This window comes from Nocardia otitidiscaviarum NBRC 14405 (assembly GCF_000308635.1).
GTDB classification, from domain to species: Bacteria; Actinomycetota; Actinomycetes; order Mycobacteriales; family Mycobacteriaceae; genus Nocardia; species Nocardia otitidiscaviarum.
This window is the reverse complement of the sequence record NZ_BAGD01000106.1, coordinates 152,124-173,234: the sequence shown is the minus strand read 5'-3', so window position 1 is coordinate 173,234 and position 21,111 is coordinate 152,124. Positions and strand designations below refer to the sequence as shown.

Sequence of the window (21,111 nt, the reverse complement as noted above, 5' to 3'; positions counted from 1 at the left end):
TCGGCGAAAGAGCGCCGGTTCAGTCGCCCGGCTCGTCCACGATCTCGAGGGCCGCGACCTCGGCGGGCCGGTCGTCCTCGGCGCGTGCTTCCTCGCGTCGGCGTCGGCGCGTCCACTCCTGGTCGAGTTCGCTCTCGATGCCGAGGCGGCCGTGGTCGTCGTTCTCGCGATTGCGGATGATCAGGTCTTCCGGCGGGTCGGAGATGTAGCGCTCGTACTCGCGGACCTCGTCGGCCTGGTCGTCGTCGCCGAGGTCGTAGTCGAGGTCGGTGTCGTCATCGTCCATGTCGAGGACCTCGTCCATCAACTGGTCGTCGTCATCGGCCATGGGCCACCACCTCTCCGTGCTACAGCACACCGGCAGCAAACAGGCGATCACCTGCTTCGGCTCAACGCTACCGGAAAACCGCCCCGGAAACGGCAAACCCCCGGCACCGATATCGGTGCCGGGGGCTTGCCCTGCGGACCTCAGGCGTTGCCGTTGAAAAGCCCGGTGACGGAACCGTTCTCGAACACCTCGCGGATGGTCTGCGCCAGCAGCGGCGCGATCGACAGCACGGTCAACGTCGGGAACTTCTTCTCCTCGGTCAGCGGCAGCGTATTGGTGACCACGACCTCCTTCGCCCCGCACTTCGCCAGCCGCTCGGCGGCCGGGCTGGAGAGGATCCCGTGGGTGGCGGCGATGACCACATCGGTCGCGCCCGCCTCCTTGAGCACGTTCACCGCGCCGGCGATGGTGCCGCCGGTGTCGATCATGTCGTCGATCAGGATGCAGGTGCGGCCCTCGACCTCACCGACCACGCGGTTGGCCACCACCTGGTTGGGCACCAGCGGGTCGCGGGTCTTGTGGATGAACGCCATCGGTGCGTCGGCCAGCGCGTTGGCCCACTTCTCGGCGACCTTCACGCGGCCCGCGTCGGGGGAGACGACGGTGACGTTCTCCAGCGGGTAGTTGTTGCGAATGTGCTCGACCAGCTGCACCTGCGCGTGCATGTGATCGACCGGGCCGTCGAAGAAGCCCTGGATCTGATCGGTGTGCAGGTCGACGGTGATGATGCGGTCCGCGCCCGCGGTCTTGAGCAGGTCCGCGATCAGGCGGGCGGAGATGGGCTCGCGGCCGCGGTGCTTCTTGTCCTGGCGGGCGTAGGGGTAGAACGGCAGCACCGAGGTGATCCGCTTGGCCGAACCGCGCTTGAGCGCGTCCAGCATGATCAGGTGCTCCATGACCCACTGGTTCAGCGGAGCCGGGAAGCTCTGGATGACGAATGCGTCGGAGCCGCGCACCGATTCCTCGAACCGGACGAAGGTCTCGCCATTGGCGAAGTCCCGGGCGGTCTGCGGGGTGACGTGGACATCGAGTGCCTTGGCCACCTCCTCCGCCAACTCGGGATGAGCGCGTCCCGAGAACAGCATCAGGTTCTTCTGGTTATCGGTAGAGAACGCGGTCACTGACGTTCGCCATCCTTTTGCTCGTTGGTTGTGTCTGCGGCCGCGAGAGCGGCCTCGGCCGCGCGGGCGGCTTCCGTGCCGGGCCGGTTGCGCTGCACCCAGCCCTCCATATTGCGCTGCGCACCACCGGACACGGCGAGCGCACCCGGGGGGACGTTTCTACGCAGCACAGTACCCGCCGCGGTATACGCCCCGTCACCCACCGTCACCGGTGCCACGAACATGGTGTCGCTGCCCGTGCGCACATGGGATCCGACCACCGTGTGGTGCTTCTTCACCCCGTCGTAGTTGACGAAGACGCTGGACGCGCCGATGTTGCTGTGCTCGCCTATCGTCGCATCTCCGACGTAGGTCAGGTGCGGAACCTTGGAATGCGCGCCGATGGTGGCGTTCTTGGTTTCGACGAAGGCTCCGAGCTTGCCGGAGACCCCCACCACGGTGCCCGGCCGCAGATAGGTGAAGGGTCCGATATTCGCGCCCGCCCCGATGGTCGCGCCGTCGCCGTGGGTGCGCACCACCCGCGCGCCGTCGCCGACCACCACATCGGTGAGAGTACTGTCCGGCCCGATCTCGGCGTCCTCGCCGATCACGGTGTCGCCCAACAGCTGTACGCCCGGTCGGATCACGGCGTCGCGACCGATGCGCACACTGGCGTCGATCCAGGTGGTGGTCGGGTCGATGACGGTGACCCCGGAGCGCATGTGCCGCTCCACGATGTAGCGGTTGAGCGTGCGCCCGGCCTCGGCCAGCTGCACCCGGTCGTTGACTCCGGTGACCTTGGCCCAGTCCAGCAACCGCGCCCCGTGCACCGCGTGCCCGGCCTCGCGGGCCAGCTTCAGCACATCGGTGAGGTACAGCTCGTGCCGGGCGTTGGCGGTGTCGATGCGGCCGATCATGACCCGCAGCACCGCGGCGTCGAACACGTAGACGCCCGAGTTGACCTCGGTGATGGCGGCCTGTTCGGGGGTGGCGTCGGCGTGCTCCACGATCTCGAGCACCCGGCCGTTCGCGTCGCGCATGATGCGGCCGTAGCCGTTCGGGTCGTCGGGCTCGAAGGTGAGCACGGTGACGGCGGAGCTGTCGGCGTAGCTGCGGTGCTCGTCGAGCAGGGCGTTGAGGGTGTGCCCGTCCAGCAGCGGCACATCGGCGTAGGTGACCAGCAGGTCGCCGGAGAAGTCGGCGGGCAGGGCGGTGAGCGCGCACTGCACCGCGTGCCCGGTGCCGCGCTGCTCCTCCTGCACGGCGAGGGTCACCTCACGTCCGAGTTCCGCGCTCACCCGCCCGACGGCCGCTCCCACTTGTTCGCGGTCGTGCCCGACCACGGTGATGAGATGCGCGGGGTCGATCTCGTTCGCCGCATGCAGCGCGTGCGCGAGCATGCTTCGGCCGCCCAGTGGGTGCAACACCTTGGGGGTCTTGGACCGCATTCGGGTTCCGGCTCCGGCGGCGAGAACGACGACGGCGGTCTGCTGTGGCATGGATCTCCCTCGGCTGCCTGTCATCGTTAGTGGGGCTGTCGTGGTGGGCACATGGCCTTCCCGTTGGCAAGACTTGCTCCGCCGCCAGGACTCGAACCTGGACAAACTGAACCAAAATCAGTTGTGCTGCCATTACACTACGGCGGATTGCACACCGGCGGACCGTTTGGTACGCCCGTGCGTCGTGGCATGCGGGAACGATCCTCGCATGAAGACGCGGCCACCCGCCACTCTCCCCCGCCGCCCCGCGTCGTTCGCCGGTCGTAGGGTGCTCCGCGACCCTCGCCGTGGACCGGCGGTGGACGACGTGGCCGAGTTTTGGTCGTTCCCGGTGAGTTACCCGGAACCATGCTAGATCAGTTGTTGCGTTTCACGAACGCGAAGGAGCGAATCGCACGGGTGGATGAGCGCCGAGGCGGCACGATCTGAAACAGTTGTAGGACAGTCGGTTGGATCGCAGGGAGGCGAAGCGGTGGGTTCGGGTGAGGGGAACCGCGTGTCGCGCCCGCGTATGACCGGGACCCAGCGGCGGCAACAGTTGATCGAGATCGGGCGGGCGCTGTTCGCCGAGCGGGGCTACGACGCGACGTCGATAGAGGAGATCGCGCAGCGGGCCCAGGTCTCGAAACCCGTGGTGTACGAGCATTTCGGGGGTAAGGAAGGGTTGTACGCGGTGGTGGTGGACCGTGAGATGTCCACCTTGCTCGACATGATCACCGCCTCCCTCACCCAGAACCGGTCGCGGGTGCGGCTGGAACAGGTGGCGCTGGCGTTGCTCACCTATATGGAGGAGCGCACCGACGGGTTCCGCATCCTCATGCGCGACCAGCCCGCCTCCGCCGCCGAGGGCACCTACTCCAGCCTGCTCAACGAGGCGGTGAATCAGGTGGCGCACATACTCGCCGGGGATTTCGAAAAGCGAGGTTTCGATACGAGCCTCGCGACCCTGTACGCGCAGGCGCTCGTCGGCATGGTCGCGACCGCGGCCACCTGGTGGCTCGACGAACGGCAGCCCTCCAAGGAAGTGGTCGCCGCGCACCTGGTGAATCTGTGCTGGAACGGTCTCACGCATTTGGAAGCGGACCCCAAGCTGGCGTCGGAATGGCCCGCCCGCAAAGGGGTATGAACACGGTCACGTGAAATGTCGGTTATGCGGGGGCGGAACTGGACAGTTAACCAGCGAATTGCGAAGGAGGACGGGCCGAATGCTCGAATCGGCTGGCGGCGCGCAGTCGGGTGGTACGGTTCACCCATCCTTCGAGTGCTGTTCGAGCTGTGATGTCGGTCTACTTCGGGATGTCGGTCTACTTCAGGATGGCTGGTTTGATGACAGGCGGATCTGATGGCTAGGCAAGCGCGTGCGGAGATCACTCGCGATTCCGTGCTCGCGGGTGCTGCCGATGTCTTTCTGCGATTGGGCTACGCGAACGCGAGCCTGTCGGAGATCATCGCGCAGTCGAATGTGACCAAGGGCGCCTTGTACTTTCACTTCGGCTCGAAGGAAGAACTGGCGCGCGCGGTGGTCGACCAGGGCAATGAGCGACTCGTCAGCGCCTGCCAGGGCTTCTTCGATCCGCGCGTGCCCGCCCTGGAGGCGTGCATCGGGATCACCTACGTGGTCGCGGACCTGACCATGAACGATCCGATGGTCGGGGCCATGCTCAAACTGACCCACCAGATCGGCGACTACCGCGGCGCGAACGGCGACAATATCGCCAAGACCTGGGGCGAGACCCACCGTTTGCTCGCCGAACGCGCCATCGCCCAGGGCGACCTGAAGCCGGACCTCGACCCCGAGACCATCGGCCTGCTGTTGCAGGAGATGACCACCGGCGTGCACATCGTCGCCGTCAGCACCGATTCCATCGACCAGATGGCGAACCGCATGGAACGCGCCTGGTACTTCCTGCTCCCCTCCATCGTCCCGGAGGAGAAGGTCGCCTACTTCCGCTAGTTCGCCGCCCGCCGCCTGCGCCGCTACGTGCTGTAATTTTTGGCCTCCGCTCCGCTCCGGCGGGGTTTGCGGCGCTGGAAGTCCCGGTTCTTCCTTCCCGCCGCTCCTCCGCTTCGCTCCCCCGCTCTGGTCAGTCCAGAACCGGGACGCGCCGCAAACCCCGGGGTGTTGCCGGTGTGGAGTGGTGAATCCTGGCGGGTTGATCGCCGGTGGGCGGAGTTGGGGTACGGCGCAGGTGGGGGTGATTCGGGGGCCGTGCGGGGTGGCGCGCACTCGATGAGTGTGGTGTGTCGCCTCCGTCGGTGTTCGGCATGCTCGCCGCGTGGGGCGGCGGGGTGCGGTGTCGGCGTGAACAACTAGACTCGGCTGGCCGTCCGAATCGCTGATCCGCGTCCAGGAGTCTGCCCATGTCCTCGAACCGTCCACCTCTGGCCGGACTGGCCGCGGCGGCTGCGGCCGATACGGCGCTGCGGCAGGTCGCGGGGTTGATCGGGCGGGAGTCGGCCATGCTGGTCGCGCCGTCGGCGGTGCGGCCGTTCGTGGCGGCGACCATTGCCGAGCAGCGGCCGCTGGTGGTGGTGACGGCCACCGGGCGGGAGGCCGACGACCTCACCGTGGAGCTCGCGGAGATCCTGGGCGACGCCGTGGCGCAGTTCCCGTCGTGGGAGACGCTGCCGCACGAGCGGCTGTCCCCGAGCGCCGACACCGTGGGGCGGCGGCTCCAGGTGCTGCGGCGGCTGGCACACCCCGACGAGACGCTCTACGGCGAACCGCTGCGCGCGGTGGTGACCACCGTGCGCTCGCTCATGCAGCCCATGGCGCGCGGGCTCGGCGATATCGAGCCCATCGTCCTGCGCCTGGGCGCGCAGCACGACTTCGACGAATTGCTCACGCGGCTGGTGGAATTCGCCTACGAGCGGGTCGACATGGTGGGCAAGCGCGGCGAGTTCGCGGTGCGCGGCGGCATTCTCGACCTCTTCCCGCCCACCGCCGATCACCCTGTGCGCGTGGAGTTCTGGGGCGACGAGGTGAGCGAGCTGCGTGCCTTCTCGGTCGCCGACCAGCGCTCGCTGCCCGATATCCCCACCGAGGTGGTGATCGCCCAGCCCTGCCGGGAACTGTTGCTCACCAACGACCTTCGTGAGCGTGCCGCCCAGGTCGCCACCGAGAACCCGGCCGACGCCGCCCTGGTGGAGATGTTGGACAAGCTGGCCCAGGGCATCCCCGTGGAGGGGATGGAGGCGCTGCTGCCGGTGCTGCAACCGGGCGAACTGCAGCTGCTCACCGATGCCCTGCCGGCGCACACCCAGGTGCTGCTCTGCGATCCGGAGAAGATCCGCACCCGCGCGGCCGATCTGGTGCGCACCGGCCAGGAGTTCCTGGAGGCGTCGTGGACGGCCGCCTCCTTCGGCGGGGCCGCGCCGCTGGGCGCGCACGGACTCGACCTCGCCGCCTCCGCCTACCGCGGCCTGGACGAGGTGCACGCCGACGCCGAGCGGCGGGGCCTGGCCTGGTGGACATTGAGCCCGCTGGCCGCCGACGATCCGAACGAGATCGCGCTGCCGGTGCTGTCCGCCCCCGCCGCCCTCGGTTCCGAGGAACTGGTCGCCACCATCTTCGCGTCGCTGCGCGCCCACGTCACCACCGGCGGGCGCGCGGTGATCGTGGTCGCGGGACACGGTACGGCGCAGCGCGTGCTGGAACGGCTGCGTGACGCCGAGGTGCCCGCCACGGCGCTGGAGCCGGGGGCGCAGCCGGTCGACGGTCTGGTCGGCGTGCTGTGCGGTTCGCTGCACGACGGCATCGTGTTCGACGACGCCAAGCTGGTGGTGGTCGCGGAATCCGACCTCACCGGCAACCGCGTCACCGCCCCGCAGGAGGGCAAGAAGCTCGCCGCTCGCCGCCGCAATCAGGTCGACCCGCTGGCGCTGCGGGCCGGGGACATGGTCGTGCACGATCAGCACGGCATCGGCCGCTTCGTGGAGATGATCGAACGCACCGTCGGCGGTGCCCGCCGCGAATACCTGGTGATCGAGTACGCGCCGTCCAAGCGCGGCCAGCCCGGCGACCGGCTGTTCGTCCCCATGGACGCGCTCGACCAGCTCTCCCGCTACGTCGGCGGCGAGATGCCGTCGCTGTCCAAACTCGGCGGCTCCGACTGGGCGAACACCAAGCGCAAGGCGCGCAAGGCGGTGCGCGAGATCGCCACCGAGCTGGTGCAGCTGTACGCGGCGCGCCAGGCCGCGCCCGGTCACGCCTTCGGCCCGGACACGCCGTGGCAGCAGGAGATGGAGGACGCCTTCGCCTTCACCGAGACCGCCGATCAGCTCACCGCCATCGCCGAGGTCAAGGCGGATATGGAGAAGTCGGTGCCGATGGACCGTGTGGTCTGCGGTGATGTCGGCTACGGCAAGACCGAGATCGCGGTGCGCGCCGCCTTCAAGGCGGTGCAGGACGGCAAGCAGGTGGCGGTGCTGGTGCCCACCACGCTGCTGGCGCAGCAGCATCTGCAGACCTTCGTCGAGCGCACCGCGGGCTTCCCGGTCACCGTGAAGGGGCTTTCTCGCTTCACCGACGCGGCCGAATCGCGGGAGATCCTGGAGGGGATGGCCGCCGGTGACGTGGATATCGTCGTCGGCACCCACCGGCTGCTCCAGACCGGCGTCCGGTGGAAGGATCTGGGCCTGGTCATCATCGACGAGGAACAGCGGTTCGGCGTCGAGCACAAGGAGCACATCAAGGCGCTGCGCACGCACGTGGACGTGCTCACCATGTCGGCCACGCCGATTCCGCGCACCCTGGAGATGTCGCTGGCCGGAATCCGCGAGATGTCCACCATCCTCACTCCGCCCGAGGAGCGGCATCCGATCCTCACCTATGTCGGCGCGTACAACGACAAGCAGGTGGCCGCGGCCATTCGCCGCGAGCTGCTACGCGACGGCCAGGTGTTCTACGTGCACAACCGGGTGTCCTCGATCGACAAGGCGGCCAAGCGGATTCGTGATCTGGTGCCCGAGGCGCGGGTGGTGGTGGCGCACGGCCAGATGAACGAGGACGTGCTGGAGAAGACCGTGCAGGGCTTCTGGGAGCGCGAGTACGACGTGCTGGTGTCCACCACCATCATCGAGACCGGGTTGGACATCTCCAATGCCAATACGCTGATCGTGGAGCGCGCCGACACCCTCGGCCTGTCGCAGCTGCACCAGCTACGCGGCCGGGTGGGCCGCAGCCGCGAGCGCGGCTACGCCTACTTCCTGTATCCGCCGGAGAAGCCGCTCACCGAGACCGCCTACGACCGGCTGGCCACCATTTCGCAGAACTCGGATCTGGGCGCGGGCATGGCGGTCGCTATGAAGGATCTGGAGATTCGCGGCGCGGGCAATGTGCTCGGCGCGGAACAGTCCGGACATGTGGCCGGGGTCGGCTTCGATCTGTACGTGCGGTTGGTGGGCGAGGCGGTGGAGGCGTACCGTGCCGCCGCCGACGGTCGGCCCATCACCGTGGATGAGGAGGTCAAGGAGGTGCGCATCGACCTGCCCGTGGACGCGCACATCCCGCCCGACTACATCGGCTCCGACCGGCTGCGCCTGGAGGCGTACCGCAAACTGGCCGCCGCGCAGGATGATTCGGCCATCGCGGCCGTGGTCGAGGAGTTGGTGGACCGTTATGGACCGCTGCCGGTGGAGGTGGGCCGCCTGGTCTCGGTGGCCAAGCTGAAGCTGCTGGCCCGCGAGTACGGCGTCACCGAGATCGGCGTCACCGGCACCACGTTGAAGATCGCGCCGCTGCAACTGCCGGACTCGAAACAGTTGCGGCTCAAGCGCATCTACCCCAATGCCAGCTACCGTGCCGCCACCGGGATCGTTCAGCTGCCGCTGCCGCGCGTGGAGGACAGTGTCGGCGCACATCGCATTCGCGATGTGCAGCTGCTCCAGTGGGTGGCCGATCTGCTGCTGGCCCTGGACGGAAAGGCCCAGGGCGCGGTCGATCTCACCGTGGAGACCGAGGTGAGTGCGGCCCGATGAGCGGGGATGCGAACGGGCGCACGGTAGCCGGCACCGGGCAGGCGGCCGATACCGCCCGCATGACCGAAGCGCTGGCCGAGGCGGTCGATGTCATGGACCGGCTGTGGAACTTCGGCGGCTGGGAGGTGACCCAGACCCACGACTCGCTGCGCCCGTATCTGCTCGAGGAGACCTACGAACTGCTCGACGCCATTCAGCAGGCCGACGCGCCGACCATTCGGGAGGAACTGGGCGACCTGCTGCTCCAGGTCCTTTTCCACTCCCGAATCGCCGAAGCCGCAGGCGAGTTCACCGTGGCCGACGTGGCCGCCACCCTGGTGGACAAGCTCACCCACCGCAGCCCGCATCTGCTCGACGACTCGATCGGCCCCGACGCCACCCTGGAGCAGAAGATCGCCGCCCAGGAACGCGCCTGGGAGGAACGCAAATCCACCGAGAAGTCCCGCCGCTCCTGCCTGGACGGCATAGCCATGGCCCAGCCCGCCCTGGCCCTGGCCGAGAAGGTGCTCTCCCGCAGCCGCACAGCGGGCCTGCCGGACCACCTCGTCCCCGACGACCTCCGCACCGTCACCCTCGACCGGGGCGACAGCGCAGAGGAACGCCTCCGCAAGGCCACCCTCACCTTCGCCACCGCCATCCGCACCGCCGAGGACCGCGCCGAAGCGGCACGCGGCACGCGCTCCCCACTCACCGCGGACGACTGGCTCCGCTACTGGCCCCGAGCCTGACCCGCCCAGGCCACCGCCGACGCCGCCGAGCCGCATTTTCGCCGGTTCCGGTGGACGGGGTGGCGCGGTAGGTTTCGTGGGAACGGTAGCGGGCAACCCCGAAGGTTCGGGATGTCGGTTCTAGGGAGGCGGCATGCGGGGCCGTGGGATTGCGGCGGCGGTAGCCGTGCTGTTCTTGGTGACCGGGTGCGGACAGGTGGTGGGGGGTAGGGCCGAGCCCGATCCGGCGGTGGCGAGCATGCCGCGGCTGGGGGCAGAGCAGGTGGGGGAGGTGTTGCTGTCGATCTCGGAGATCGAGTCGATCGTGGACACCAGCGGGCTGACGCAGTCGTACGAGGCGGCGAGTACCGCCACGCCCAGTGAGACCATCAGCCCCGCGCGGTGCGCGGCACTGGTGTACACCGGGCACGACAGCGTGTACGGCGGTGACTGGACGGCCTTGCGCACCAGGGTGTTCCGGCAGCCGGGGGACCGGTACACGCATTTCGTCTATCAGACCGTGGTGACGTTCCGGAACTTCCTCGGCGCGGAGGCGCTCGTCGACCGGTACCGCGCGGTCATCGCCGACTGCCGGGATCGAAACGTCACCGTCGCGGCCTCCGGGCAGGATTCGCTGACCTGGCGGGTCGCCGACACCACGCGCTCCGTTCCCGAGGGGCAGGTCGCGGTCGGCTGGACCACCACCGAGCAGGGCAATGACTGGATCTGCGACAACCTCGCGCGCGCCACGGGCAATACCGTGATCGAGGCCAGTACCTGTTCGGTCGGCAATGCCCGTGCGGCACAGGTGATCGCGGACCGCATCGCGACGGAGGTCGGCCGCCGCTGAGCATGTTCCCCGCTGCGCGATTTGCGCGATTCGCCCTGTTCGGGGGTGGGAAATAGGGGATCGCCGGGGCTGTGTCCGGCGCCCGCCCTCCGTACCCTGAACGCCATGCGTTCGCGACGATTCGCCATGGCTGTCGTACTGCTGGGCATTCTGGGGCTCGCGGGGTGCTCCGGGGACGGCGACGCCGCGGGCGGCACCTTCTACGGTCCGGAGCGCTCCCTCGGCGACGGCACGGCGCGGACCTATGTGGTCGTCGGATCCGACGGCGATCCGATCGAGCTCGGATTGCGTTTCACCGCAGCGGCCTTGGCCGGCCTGCCGGACCGCGACGCGTACGGCGACGCGCTGGCGGGCCGCGCGCCCTTCCCGAAAGCCGAAGTGTACGAACTGCCTTCGCAGGCCGGGGCGACCGCCTACGACCACATCGCCGTCGACTGGTTGGCGCACGGCCATCCGCCGGTCGGCATCTTCGACGAACCGCATTTCGACGTGCGGTTCTATCTGCGTGAGCCGGCGGCCGTGGCGGCGATCGACCCCGCGGACGCGGAGTTCGCCACCAAGGCGGCCCGCTTCCCGGCGGCCGAATACCTGCCGCGCGACTATGTTCCGGCGGGCGACCCGGCCACCGAGACGGTGCCCGGCGCGGGCCTGCGCTGGGTGGATTCGGCCACGCCGTTCCACCCGCAGACCTACGAGTTCACCCAGGCCGTGCTCGCGGGCACCTGGGACGGCGAATACCTGTTCGCCGAACCCATGGTCACCCGGGACTGGTTGCTCACCGAACCCGATTTCGCCGCAGAGCTGAAACAGCCTGAGGCGGTGCGGAAATCGGGCCACTACGCCACCGGCTACGCCGTGCGCTACGACGCCGCCAGCCGGGAGTACTCGATCGTCCTCACCGGCCTCACCGAGCGCACCGCATCCTGACGACCGGCCCGGCGCATCGGCGCCGAGGTCGGCCGCTGACCAGATACATTCCGCACCCCACGCCGGTCACTCCTCGGCGAGGTAGCGCTCCACCGTTTCGACCTTCGCCGTCATGGCCCCCGTCACCCCCGGCCGCACATCGGCCTTGACCACCAGGCTGCACCGCGGCGCGACCGCCAGCACGGCATCGGTGGCCTGCTTGACCACCGCCATCACCTCGTCCCATTCCCCCTCGACGGTGGTGAACATGGCATTGGTCTCATTGGGCAGGCCGCTGGCGCGCACCACCCGAACCGCCTCGGCGACGGCGCGTCCCACGTCCGCGCCGACCCCGAGCGGTGTCACCGAGAAGGCGACGATCATACGTTGACGCCGTAGTCGCGGGCGATGCCCGCGAGGCCGGACGCGTACCCCTGGCCGATGGCCCGGAACTTCCACTCCGCCCCGTGCCGGTACAGCTCACCGAACACCATGGCGGTCTCGGTGGAGGCGTCCTCGGTCAGGTCGAAGCGGGCCAGCTCCGAACCGGTCGCCGCGTCCACCACCCGGATGTAGGCATTGCGGATCTGCCCGAAGGACTGCCGCCGCGCCTCGGCGTCGTGAATGGACACCGGGAAGAAGACGTTGGTGATCGTCGGCGGCATGGCGGCCAGGTCGACATTGATCACCTCGTCGTCGCCGTCGCCCTCACCGGTGAGATTGTCACCGGTGTGCTCGATGGTCCCCTCCGGCGAGCGCAGGTTGTTGTAGAAGATGAAATGCGCGTCCGACAGCACCCGCATATTCGATCCGCAGGCCAGTGCGCTCGCGTCCAGGTCGTAGTCCGCACCGGTGGTGGTGCGCACGTCCCAGCCGAGGCCGACCTGCACCTTGGTCAGATTGGGGGCCTGCTTGGACAGCGAAACATTTCCGCCCTTGGCCAGGCTGACGCTCATGATCTCCTTCCCCGCGGTGCCCTTCGTACCGCATCCCCACCCGATTATGGTCGAAATGGTGACCTGTTGTGCCAGTTCATTTCTGGAATGGCGGCTCGGACCGCCGGTGATCAGCCCCGTCGCCGCGCGCGGTCAGTCGAGTCCGGCGGCGAGTTCGCGCAGCGCGGCCACGCGTTCTTCCAGATAGCGCAGTTCGCCGGGGTCGAGCACGGTGCGCTGGATACCGGCCGCGACCGTGAACGCCGACTGCCGGTGATCGTCGATGGCCTCCACCTCGATGGCCACCGCCACATAGTCGCGCGCGGTGGGCATGGGATCGGCGACCACTCGCGCGTTGCCGCGCGCGCACAGCGCCACATCGCCGCCGCCGAGGATCAGCAGCGCCACCTCGGGGCGCTCCCGCAGCCGGGCCAGCGAGCCGCGATCGAATTTCAGGCTCAGCAGAATGCGGTGGTCGCCCGCGCGGACCGGCCACGAGACCGGAATGGCGTGCGGGCCGCCGTCGGTGGTCACGAGCACCGCGATGGTGTCGACCGGCCACTCCGGAAGCGTGTCCAACCGCGGATGGTCTGTCGAGGGCTCCTGACGCTGCTGGGCACGCGTAACCATCTTCGTCACCTCACGATCGTGTCGACGCAGCGGGCTGGACTGCGCTACTTGCAGTGTAAGGCGTTGTGACGCCGCCCGGCTGGGGTCCGATGATCACGAACTGCTCACCTGCCGCCGGTTACGGATGTGAAAACCCTTCCGGACCTCGGCACCGATTCGATTGACGAACCGACTTCGGAGGTTCATCATTCGTAACAGTTCCTCGTCCAATCGGGGTCGCGCGAATAACCGGCCGATGACCGCCCGGTGAAGATCGTCCGCCGCATCCGGCGTCGACGAACGCAGCAGCATCCAACAGACGCGCGTCGGGCGCGTCGCATGAGTGAGTGAGGTGAGTGCGACATGGGATTCCACCCGCATCGGCAGCGTCTGTATCCGCGCACCATACTCACGGCTCCGTTCTTCTGAATGCGCCCAGAGGATTTCGCGACTCGCCCCCGGACTGCGGGCGGGTCGCGTCGGCGCATGTGTCCAGGCGTGAGGTGATAGGCGCGACAGAGCGGAGAACGGTGATGGTGGATATGGGTGCGGGGCAGCCGGAGACGGTGGAGATGGTGGCGCGGTCGACCGCCGCGAATTTGGCGGTGTCGACGGCGGTGGTGGACGATCTGCGATATCTGCGGGCGGAGCTGATGGCGGCGGATCTGCCGTTCCTGCTGGTGCGCGACTGCGATCACCGCTTGGTGTTGGCGGTGGACGCCGCGCACCGAGCGGCGCTGCGCCGGGTGCTGGGCGCGGCGATGGTGGCTGGCTTCTCGTGCAATGAGCGGCAGCGCAATGTGTTCCGGCTGGGCCGGGACCTGGATCCGGCGCACCATGTGGAACTCGAACTGTGGGAGTACCACGGCGATACCGTGGAGTGCCCACGGCCGAACGCCCTGACCCGCACCGTCTTCGACCTGGCCGATGTGGAGCAGTCCACGGTGCTGCTCTACGAGCTGAGCTGGCCGACGCTGGCCGGAATGTTCATGCCCAACGCCACCGACGTGGGTTTCGACATCGACATCGTGTTCTCGTGGGTGGACGGTTCCGATCCGGAGTTCCGGGCGCGGCGCGCGGGCATGATGGCGCAGGTCGTGGTCGGTGAGGGGGATGAGGCCGATGCGCGCATCCGCCAGATCGACGAGCTGCGTTACGCGCTGCGCGCGGTGTACAAGAACGCGCCGTGGATCCGGCGCATCTTCATCGCCACCGACTCCGCGGTGCCGGAGTGGCTCGTCGAGGACCCGAAGGTCACCATTGTCCGTGCCGTGGACCACTTCTCGGACCGCAGCGGCCTGCCGATCTTCAATTCCCATGCGGTGGAATGCCAGTTGCAGCACATCGAGGGTCTGAGCGAGCACTTCCTGTACTCCAACGACGATATGTTCTTCGCTCGCCCGGTGCGCCCGTCCATGTTCTTCACCCCGGCCGGGGTGAGCCGCTTCATCGAGGCGGACACCCGGATCGGGCCGGGCTCGAACAACGAGCGCCGCAGCGGATTCGAGAACGCCGCGCGGGTGAACCGGGCACTGCTGCGGCAGCGGTTCGGCCATGTCATCACCCGGCATCTGGAGCACACGCCGGTTCCCTTGCGGCGCAGCGTGCTCCACGAGATGGAGCGGGAGTTCGCGGCGGATTTCGCCCGCACCCGCACCAGCCGGTTCCGGGCCGCCACGGATATCTCGGTGACCAATTCGCTCTACCACTACTACGCCCTGTTCACCGGCCGGGCGGTGCCGCAGGAGCGCGCCGAGGTGCGCTACGTCGACACCACCCTCTACACCGGGCTCGCGCTGCTGGACGGGCTGGCCGCACGGCGCAATGTGGACTTCTTCTGCCTCAACGACGGCAGTTTCCCGGAGGTGCCGGAGGCGGAGCGGGTGCGGGCGGTCTCGGAATTCCTGGAGACCTACTACCCGGAGCCCGCTCCGTGGGAGAAGCCGGCGACGGTGGGCGGAGCGCTGTTCGAATCAGGCGCCGCCTGAACCGCTTTCAGCTGACCGATTCGCCGTCGTTTTCGGGCGTGGTGGCCGGTCGCTGCACGACGTGCGGAATCCCGGCGGCCGGCGGGATGACGATGCCCGCGTCCGCCAGCTTGCGCGCCGCCTGCTCCGGGGTGGCCGGTTCCCCGACCGTCGGCCCCGACCCGATCGGCACCACCGAGTGCACCACGGTGTCCGGGTAGATGTGCACGTAGTTGAACGCCTGCGCGCCGTCGCGCCCGCGGATGCCGCCCTGGGCCACCGCCAGGTCCTGGCTGTAGCAGGTCGCCGACGCCACCGACACCGGAATCCCGGCGAAGGTGGCGCTGGTGGAGAAGTGCAGGTGCCCGGCCAGGATGGCGCGCACGTCGGTGCCGTCCAGCACGTCGGCGAGGCGGCGCTGATCACGCAGCTCCACCGTCACGGCCAGGTCGATCACGCACGGCACCGGCGGATGGTGCATGGCCAGCACGGTCCCGAACGGCGCGGGTTCGGAGAGCACGGTGCGCAGCCATTCCAGCTGGGCCGGGGTGATCTCGCCGTAGTGGTGGCCGGGCACCGTGGTGTCCAGCACCACGACACGCAACCCGTCGAACATGTGCACCCGGTCGTACGGCGCGGTGGAACCCGGCTCGTCCAACAGGTTCTCGCGCAGTGCGGTGCGGTCGTCGTGATTGCCCGCCACCCACACCAGCGGCGCGCCGACCCGCTCGGCGAAGGGTTCCACCAGGTTGCGCAGTTTGGTGTACGCCCCCGGCTCACCGTGGTCGGTGAGGTCGCCGGTGAACACGATGGCGGTCGGGGTGATGCCGCTGGCCTCGGCCTGCGCCAGCAGTTGGGATAGGCGTCGCTCGGCGTCCACCGTGCCGTAGAGCGCGGTGTCGGCGGCGATCAGGTGCGTATCGCTGAAATGGAACAGCACGTGATCGGGTCTCGGGTACTCGGCGACTCTGGTGATGTACACGGACATCCTCCCCGGCGGTTTCGTCTTCGCCCTGCTTGCCGATTCCGTCGGCCAGGATAGCGAAGCCGTTTCTTCCAGCCTGCCCGTGCCCAGTGACGGCATGCTTGCGGAAAGATGAGATTTACGTGTCGGCTTCAACCACCGAGGCTATTGGCCAGCACCCGGGGATGCTCCTGCTCACGCGCGTCCAGTAGCGCGAAGTAGCGGCGCAGCATCAGCACAGCGGTGGTGGCGAGTCCGGCGGCCAGGCCCCACCAGACGCCCGCCGCCTCCAGGTGCAGCGGGTAGGCGAGCAGCAGCGCCGTGGGCAATCCCACAGCCCAGTAGCCGATCAGCGACAGCCGGAACCCCGCCTTGGTGTCCTTCAGGCCGCGCAGCAGCCCCACGCCGATGTTCTGGGCCGCGTCGAAGAACTGGAGCACGATGGCGATCAACAGCAGGGTGTGCGCCAGCGCGATGGTTTCGCCGTTGGCGTCGCCGAGGAAGGGTTTCAGCACCCAGTCCGGGACGAGGACGTAGGCCACGCCGGTGACCGCGGCGACAATGGCCGCGTAGCGCAGTGCCAGCCACGCCACCGAGCGCGCGTGCGGGTACTCGTCGCGCGCCACCGCCGTGCTCACCAGGATGGACGAGCCGTGCGAGAGGCCGATGGCGACCTGGAAGACGATGTAGACGATCTGGTAGACGACATTGTGCGCGGCCAGCGCGGCCGCCCCCAGCGTGCCCATGACCAGCGCCAGCACCGAGAACATGCCTGCCTCGGAGCCGTAGGTGAGCGCGATGGGCGTGCCCAGCTTCAACTCGTCGCGCACCGTTCGCATGCGCACGGGCCACATCCGAATCGGCAGCGTCGGACCGAGTTTCGGGTCGCGGCGCACCATGGCCCAGAACACGCCGAAGGTGATGAGGAAGACCAGTGAGGTGGCCACGCCGATCCCGGTCAGCCCGAGCGCGGGCAGGCCGAGCCATCCGTACATGAGGCCCAGGGCCAGCACGAGATTGAGCGCCACCGAGCCGAGCGTCACCAGCAGCAGCGCCTGGGGCCGCTGCATGCCGACGGTGTACTGCCGCAGCACCTGAAACCACAGGCAGGGCAGCAGGCCCGGGGCCAGCGCCACCATCATGGGCCGCGCCGCCTCCAGCACCGAGGCGTCCTGACCCAGCCATTGCAGGCTCCAGCCGAGCCCGATCAGCAGCGCGCCGCCGAGGATGCCGGCCAGGGTCGCGATGAGGAAGCTCGACCGCACCACCTCGCGCACCTCGCGCTCCGCGCTCACGCCGCGTTTCTCGGCGCGGCTCACCGCGATGGCGACCTGATTGCCGGTGCCGGTGATCAGCCCGACGCACATGGTGCGGATCTGGTTGAACAGCACCAGCGCCAGCCCGCCCGCCGCCACCTGCCGCACCCCGAGCGTGCCCATGAGCGCGATATTGGTGGTGGACACCGCCACCTGGGCCAGTTGGGTCAGTGCGATCGGCGTCGCCAGCGCGGTGAGCCGTCGTCCGTCGGATTGCCTGGTGGCGGAGCTCATTTGGCCGCGACTCCGGACACCGGCTCGCGCTCGTCGGCGGGCAGCAGGATGGTGTGGGTCGCGCGCGGGGTGCGGGCCGCGTCGGCCGCCGACGCGGTGTCGCGGCGGGCCGCGGACGGGAGCCGGTCGAGCAGCGCGGCGACGGCGCGTTCGGTCTCGGCGTCCAAGAGGTCGCGGTCACTCATCCACTCGTCGTCGAACACGGTGTCGAGATACTTCTCGCCACCGTCGCAGACAATGGTGACCACGGTCGACCCGGCCGGGAAGTCGTCGAGTCGCCGCAGGGCCGCGAATACCGAGCCGCCCGCGGAGCCGCCGATCATGAGGCCGAGCTTGGCGGCCAGGACCCGCGCGGTGGCGAACGCCTCCACATCGGAGACCTTGACGCCCTCCTTCAGCAGGCCCAGGTCCTCGGCGACGATCTTGCCCGGATCGGCTCCCTCCGGGGTGCCGGTGCCGGACTGCCAGTAGGGACCGGCCGGTCCGCCGAAGGCGATGGAGCCGACCGGCTCCACCCCGTAGAGCAGCGGTTCGATTCCGCGCTCACGCAGACGGCGCGCGGTGCCGAACATGGAGCCTCCGGTGCCGACGGCGGAAATCAACACATCCACCCGCCCGAGTTCATCGAGCAACTCGTCGGCCAGCGCGTAGTAACCGAGCGCATTGGCGTCGTTGTTGTGCTGTTCGGTGAAGTACGCATTCGGCGCTGTTCCGGCGTCGAGCGCGGCCTCGCATTCCTCGCGGGCCATTTTCTCGGCGAGTTCCTCACGTGCCGAGGTGGAAAGGCTGTCATCGCCTTCCTCCGCTACGAACACCAGTTCGGCACCCATGGCTTTCATCGCGCGCAACTTGTCCCTACAGGCGTGGTGGTCCACCACCGCGGTAAAGCGATACCCACGCTCAGCCGCTACAACCGCCAGGCCGAGTCCGGTATTTCCGGAGGTCGACTCGATGATGTGGCCGCCGGGGGAGAGCAGGCCGCGGTGTTCGGCATCGTCCACCATGGCGCGGGCCATGCGAATCTTCGCCGCGCCGGTGGGATTGAGATTCTCCAGTTTCAGATACAGCCTGGTGCCGGTGTCAGTGGCGGCCAGTTCGAACAGCGGGGTGTGTCCGATCAGGTCTGTCACACGGGTGACAACCGACATCGCGGGATTCTCCTCAGGATCGGGTAGGGCATGGATGGATTCGAGTGCGGCCGAGCGGCCTGAAACGCTAGGTAAGCCTAAGCGTTGGTGGTGGAGTTGTCAGCACCACCGCGGCCCGAGTTTCGGCTACCGTTCGGTAATTCGGGATTCCACCGACCATTCGTAGGAATCGCCCGGAATGTCCCGGAGAACGACCTTCGGTGGAATGGCGAGATCGTGGAAGGCGGACTCGTTGGAGTCCATTTGATAACCGGCGGTATTGGGGTAGACCAGCAGATCGCCGCTGCGGGCGGCGCGCGGCAGCGGAATGCGCCGCCTGCTGATCATGTCGTCCTCGAGGCAGGACGCGCCGCCCACCGCCGTCGGCGTCACCGTGCCCGGTCCCGGCGGCCACAGCACCGGGTCGGGCAGGAATTCGCTGCCGAACCACTGCTCGGACAAACTGAGGCTGGTGCCGTTCGCGGTCAGCATCAGGTACGAATGCCCGTGGGCGAACAGGTCTTTCACGCCCTGCACGCCGAAAACCGTACTCCCGGCGCGATCCAGCAGCGCGCGACCGGGCTCGACCGCCAGTCCGATGCCCTCGCGGCGCAGCCGCTGCGCCAAGCCGTCGTGTTCCAGCACCCGGGTCAGCATGCGCGGTCCGGGCTGCGGGAAGTGGTAGGGGTAGAGGTCTTTCGGTTCCCAATCACCGTGGAACCAGTGCGGACTCAGCCGGGTCCGGAAGGCCGTCCACGCCGCCTCGGGTACGTAGTCGACACCGAAGCCGCCGCCGATCGAGATGGTCGTGATCGGGTGCCCCCAGCCCCGAGCCTCCCGGCAGCGCTCGAGCAGTGCCGCCGCCAGTTCCGCGCGGGGCCGGTAGTCGTAGCCGCTGAGATGGAAACTGAAGCCCTCCAGCCGAATCGTCTGCGGGTCGGTCTGCGCCACGGCGAGGTCGAGTTGATCGCCGCGCAGGCCGAAGCGGCTGGCGGAGCCTGGGGGCAGCGCGCGCAACAGCACCCGCGCCGGACCGCCGAGCGCGGTCAGGCGATCGAGTTCGGAGAGCGCGTCGATGGCGATGACGGCGCGCGCACGCACCGCCAGCCGCAGCAGCTCATCGGATTTGGCCGGTCCGGTGACCATGAGGTCCCCGCCGTCGACTCCTCCGGCCAGGGCGGCGTGCAGTTCGGCGGTGCTCGAAACATCCACGCCCGCATCGTGCGCCGCGCACTCGGCGACCACGCAGTCGGCCTTGTTGGCCTTCTTGCCGTAGTAGATCGTTCCCACCACACCGGCGGTGGCGAACGCCTGACGGAAGGCGCGGATATTGTGCCCGACGCGGGCCGGATACAGGACGTGGAAGGGACCGCCGATCTCGGTCGCCATCTCGCGCAACAGGTTCGGGTGAGCCAGCAGCCTGCGCTCCCACGGGTCGCGGTGGGCGGGCAACGGTGCGGCGGTGATGTCATCGCGAGTGATGCCATCGTTGTCGGTGTGCGGGTCGGTGGTGTGCGAGTCGGCACCGTGGGTATCCGCCACCGCGGTCAGGGTTTTCGTGAAGTCCGTCAGCGTTCTCCCCTTTCGCTGTCGCACCCGGTCAGTCCCACAACGGCACCTCCGTGCCGCGCCCCTCGGCGATCGCGAGCGTCGCCAGTGCGTGCGCCACCGCGATATCGGTGAGCACGAGACCGCTGTTGTAGACGAAGATGCGTTGGTCGTCGGATAGTCGTCCGGTCGCGCGGCGGCTGAGGATCTGGGGTAGCTCCGCGTCGACCGGACGTAGTCGGCCGTCGGCATCGGCCATATCGGTGCCGGTCAGGGCCATCTGCTCGGCATTGGTGGCGATCACGCGATCGGCCCGGCCGAGCGTGGAGGGGGCCAGCCCGTAACCGACCAGCACCGCCACCGCGCCGGGCGCGAGATCATCGGCCTCCACCGCGACCTTGGTGCCCGGCCCGGCGGTGGCCAGCACGACGTCGGCGTCCCGGGCGGCCGCCCGCGGGTCGGAGACGATCTCCAGTTCCGCGCGCGGCTGGTGGCGCAGCAGCTCGCGCTGGACGGCCTCGAGTCCCTCGGGATGGGTGCCGTAGAGCATGAGCCGGTCGAGCTGTGGATTGGCGGCCAGCAGATGGGGCAGGGCGTTGCGGCCCTGGGTGCCGGTGCCGATCAGCAGCACGCTGCGCGCACCCGGCCGGACGGTCTCGCGCACCAGCAGCGCCGAGACCGCGGGTGTGCGCAGCGCGCCGACCCGGGCGCAGTCCATCATGGCGATGGGCAGCCCGGTGGCGTCGTCGTAGAGCGTGATGGTGGTGTAGTACCGCTTGGTGCTGCGATCGTGGTGCGGATCGAACTTGTAGGACGTCTTCATGGCGACCACGCGGCGGCGACCGTCGCGGCCGAGCATGGCGTAGGCCACCGACCAGCCGTCCGGATGCGCCACGCTGAGCTTGCGCGGGTTATCCGAATTCCCCTCCGCGAAGGCGAGGTACGCGTCTTCGACGGCGCGCACCACCTCGCCCGGACTGATCGGGACATCGGCCAGATCGCTGCGGCTGAGCACTCGCAGCGGGGTGGATCGGGTATTCAC

The 21,111-nt window shown here is 68.6% G+C and carries 19 protein-coding genes and 1 tRNA gene; 8 read left to right on the top strand and 12 right to left on the bottom strand.

What is annotated here, in order from left to right:
* Window positions 1-19: 19 nt before the first annotated feature.
* The 4 genes from ON31_RS24625 to ON31_RS24610 form a co-directional block, all read right to left on the bottom strand.
* On the bottom strand, window positions 20-328 hold the full coding sequence (locus ON31_RS24625; protein ID WP_081592699.1) for a hypothetical protein: 309 nt from the start codon (window positions 326-328) through the stop codon (window positions 20-22).
* Between the two features lie 140 nt (window positions 329-468).
* Window positions 469-1,449: a ribose-phosphate diphosphokinase gene (locus ON31_RS24620; protein ID WP_029931258.1), complete on the bottom strand. Its 981-nt coding sequence runs from the start codon at window positions 1,447-1,449 to the stop codon at window positions 469-471.
* Entirely contained in the window at window positions 1,446-2,927 is a 1,482-nt protein-coding gene (gene glmU, locus ON31_RS24615; RefSeq protein WP_039817095.1) for a bifunctional UDP-N-acetylglucosamine diphosphorylase/glucosamine-1-phosphate N-acetyltransferase GlmU, read from the bottom strand. Before glmU ends, ON31_RS24620 begins: the two co-directional genes overlap by 4 nt.
* A gap of 76 nt (window positions 2,928-3,003) precedes the next feature.
* Window positions 3,004-3,074: transfer RNA gene (locus ON31_RS24610), tRNA-Gln, on the bottom strand.
* A 364-nt stretch (window positions 3,075-3,438) separates the two neighbouring features.
* On the opposite strand from ON31_RS24610, the gene ON31_RS24605 reads away from it, so the two are divergent.
* The 6 genes from ON31_RS24605 (at window position 3,439) to ON31_RS24580 (ending at window position 11,390) form a co-directional block, all read left to right on the top strand.
* Window positions 3,439-4,053: a TetR/AcrR family transcriptional regulator gene (locus ON31_RS24605; RefSeq protein WP_029931260.1), complete on the top strand. Its 615-nt coding sequence runs from the start codon at window positions 3,439-3,441 to the stop codon at window positions 4,051-4,053.
* Between the two features lie 216 nt (window positions 4,054-4,269).
* A complete protein-coding gene (locus ON31_RS24600) occupies window positions 4,270-4,881 on the top strand; it encodes a TetR family transcriptional regulator (protein ID WP_039817094.1) in 612 nt (203 codons plus the stop codon).
* Window positions 4,882-5,288: 407 nt separating this feature from the next.
* The gene (gene mfd / locus ON31_RS24595) at window positions 5,289-8,906 is read left to right on the top strand and encodes a transcription-repair coupling factor (protein ID WP_039817093.1); all 3,618 of its coding nucleotides are present in this window, start codon (window positions 5,289-5,291) and stop codon (window positions 8,904-8,906) included.
* Window positions 8,903-9,634 (top strand): nucleoside triphosphate pyrophosphohydrolase, encoded by a 732-nt coding sequence (locus tag ON31_RS24590; RefSeq protein WP_370450335.1) that lies wholly within the window; start codon window positions 8,903-8,905, stop codon window positions 9,632-9,634. Before mfd ends, ON31_RS24590 begins: the two co-directional genes overlap by 4 nt.
* A 196-nt stretch (window positions 9,635-9,830) precedes the next feature.
* Window positions 9,831-10,463, top strand: coding sequence for a sensor domain-containing protein (locus ON31_RS24585; RefSeq protein ID WP_157533767.1), 633 nt, complete (start codon window positions 9,831-9,833; stop codon window positions 10,461-10,463).
* A 105-nt stretch (window positions 10,464-10,568) separates the two neighbouring features.
* Window positions 10,569-11,390, top strand: coding sequence for a DUF5602 domain-containing protein (locus ON31_RS24580; protein ID WP_039817091.1), 822 nt, complete (start codon window positions 10,569-10,571; stop codon window positions 11,388-11,390).
* Window positions 11,391-11,456: 66 nt separating this feature from the next.
* Here the strand turns inward: ON31_RS24580 and ON31_RS24575 are convergent, their stop codons facing one another.
* The 3 genes from ON31_RS24575 to ON31_RS24565 form a co-directional block, all read right to left on the bottom strand.
* The gene (locus ON31_RS24575) at window positions 11,457-11,753 is read right to left on the bottom strand and encodes an MTH1187 family thiamine-binding protein (RefSeq protein WP_039817090.1); all 297 of its coding nucleotides are present in this window, start codon (window positions 11,751-11,753) and stop codon (window positions 11,457-11,459) included.
* The gene (locus ON31_RS24570) at window positions 11,750-12,325 is read right to left on the bottom strand and encodes a TerD family protein (RefSeq protein WP_039817089.1); all 576 of its coding nucleotides are present in this window, start codon (window positions 12,323-12,325) and stop codon (window positions 11,750-11,752) included. Before ON31_RS24570 ends, ON31_RS24575 begins: the two co-directional genes overlap by 4 nt.
* A 132-nt stretch (window positions 12,326-12,457) precedes the next feature.
* Window positions 12,458-12,934, bottom strand: a complete 477-nt coding sequence (locus ON31_RS24565) for a pyridoxamine 5'-phosphate oxidase family protein (RefSeq protein WP_051037728.1) — start codon at window positions 12,932-12,934, stop codon at window positions 12,458-12,460.
* Window positions 12,935-13,446: 512 nt separating this feature from the next.
* On the opposite strand from ON31_RS24565, the gene ON31_RS24560 reads away from it, so the two are divergent.
* Entirely contained in the window at window positions 13,447-14,901 is a 1,455-nt protein-coding gene (locus ON31_RS24560; RefSeq protein ID WP_039817088.1) for a stealth family protein, read from the top strand.
* A gap of 7 nt (window positions 14,902-14,908) precedes the next feature.
* Here the strand turns inward: ON31_RS24560 and ON31_RS24555 are convergent, their stop codons facing one another.
* Window positions 14,909-15,862, bottom strand: a complete 954-nt coding sequence (locus tag ON31_RS24555; RefSeq protein WP_169335038.1) for a phosphodiesterase — start codon at window positions 15,860-15,862, stop codon at window positions 14,909-14,911.
* Here ON31_RS24555 and ON31_RS38165 point away from each other — a divergent pair.
* Window positions 15,855-15,980 (top strand): hypothetical protein, encoded by a 126-nt coding sequence (locus ON31_RS38165; RefSeq protein ID WP_255222241.1) that lies wholly within the window; start codon window positions 15,855-15,857, stop codon window positions 15,978-15,980. The genes ON31_RS24555 and ON31_RS38165 overlap by 8 nt on opposite strands.
* Window positions 15,981-15,996: 16 nt before the next feature.
* Here ON31_RS38165 and ON31_RS24550 read toward each other — a convergent pair whose 3' ends face one another.
* The 4 genes from ON31_RS24550 to ON31_RS24535 all read right to left on the bottom strand — a co-directional run bounded on the left by ON31_RS24550 (window position 15,997) and on the right by ON31_RS24535 (window position 21,084).
* Complete coding sequence (locus ON31_RS24550) at window positions 15,997-17,394, bottom strand: MATE family efflux transporter (protein WP_039817086.1); 1,398 nt, start codon at window positions 17,392-17,394, stop codon at window positions 15,997-15,999.
* Window positions 17,391-18,542, bottom strand: coding sequence for a PLP-dependent cysteine synthase family protein (locus ON31_RS24545; RefSeq protein ID WP_081592698.1), 1,152 nt, complete (start codon window positions 18,540-18,542; stop codon window positions 17,391-17,393). Before ON31_RS24545 ends, ON31_RS24550 begins: the two co-directional genes overlap by 4 nt.
* A 126-nt stretch (window positions 18,543-18,668) precedes the next feature.
* Window positions 18,669-20,063 (bottom strand): type III PLP-dependent enzyme domain-containing protein, encoded by a 1,395-nt coding sequence (locus ON31_RS24540; protein WP_255222240.1) that lies wholly within the window; start codon window positions 20,061-20,063, stop codon window positions 18,669-18,671.
* Window positions 20,064-20,121: 58 nt separating this feature from the next.
* Window positions 20,122-21,084 carry an ornithine cyclodeaminase gene (locus tag ON31_RS24535; protein ID WP_029931274.1) on the bottom strand — a complete coding sequence of 321 codons (963 nt, stop codon included), beginning with the start codon at window positions 21,082-21,084 and terminating at the stop codon, window positions 20,122-20,124.
* Window positions 21,085-21,111 lie beyond the last annotated feature (27 nt).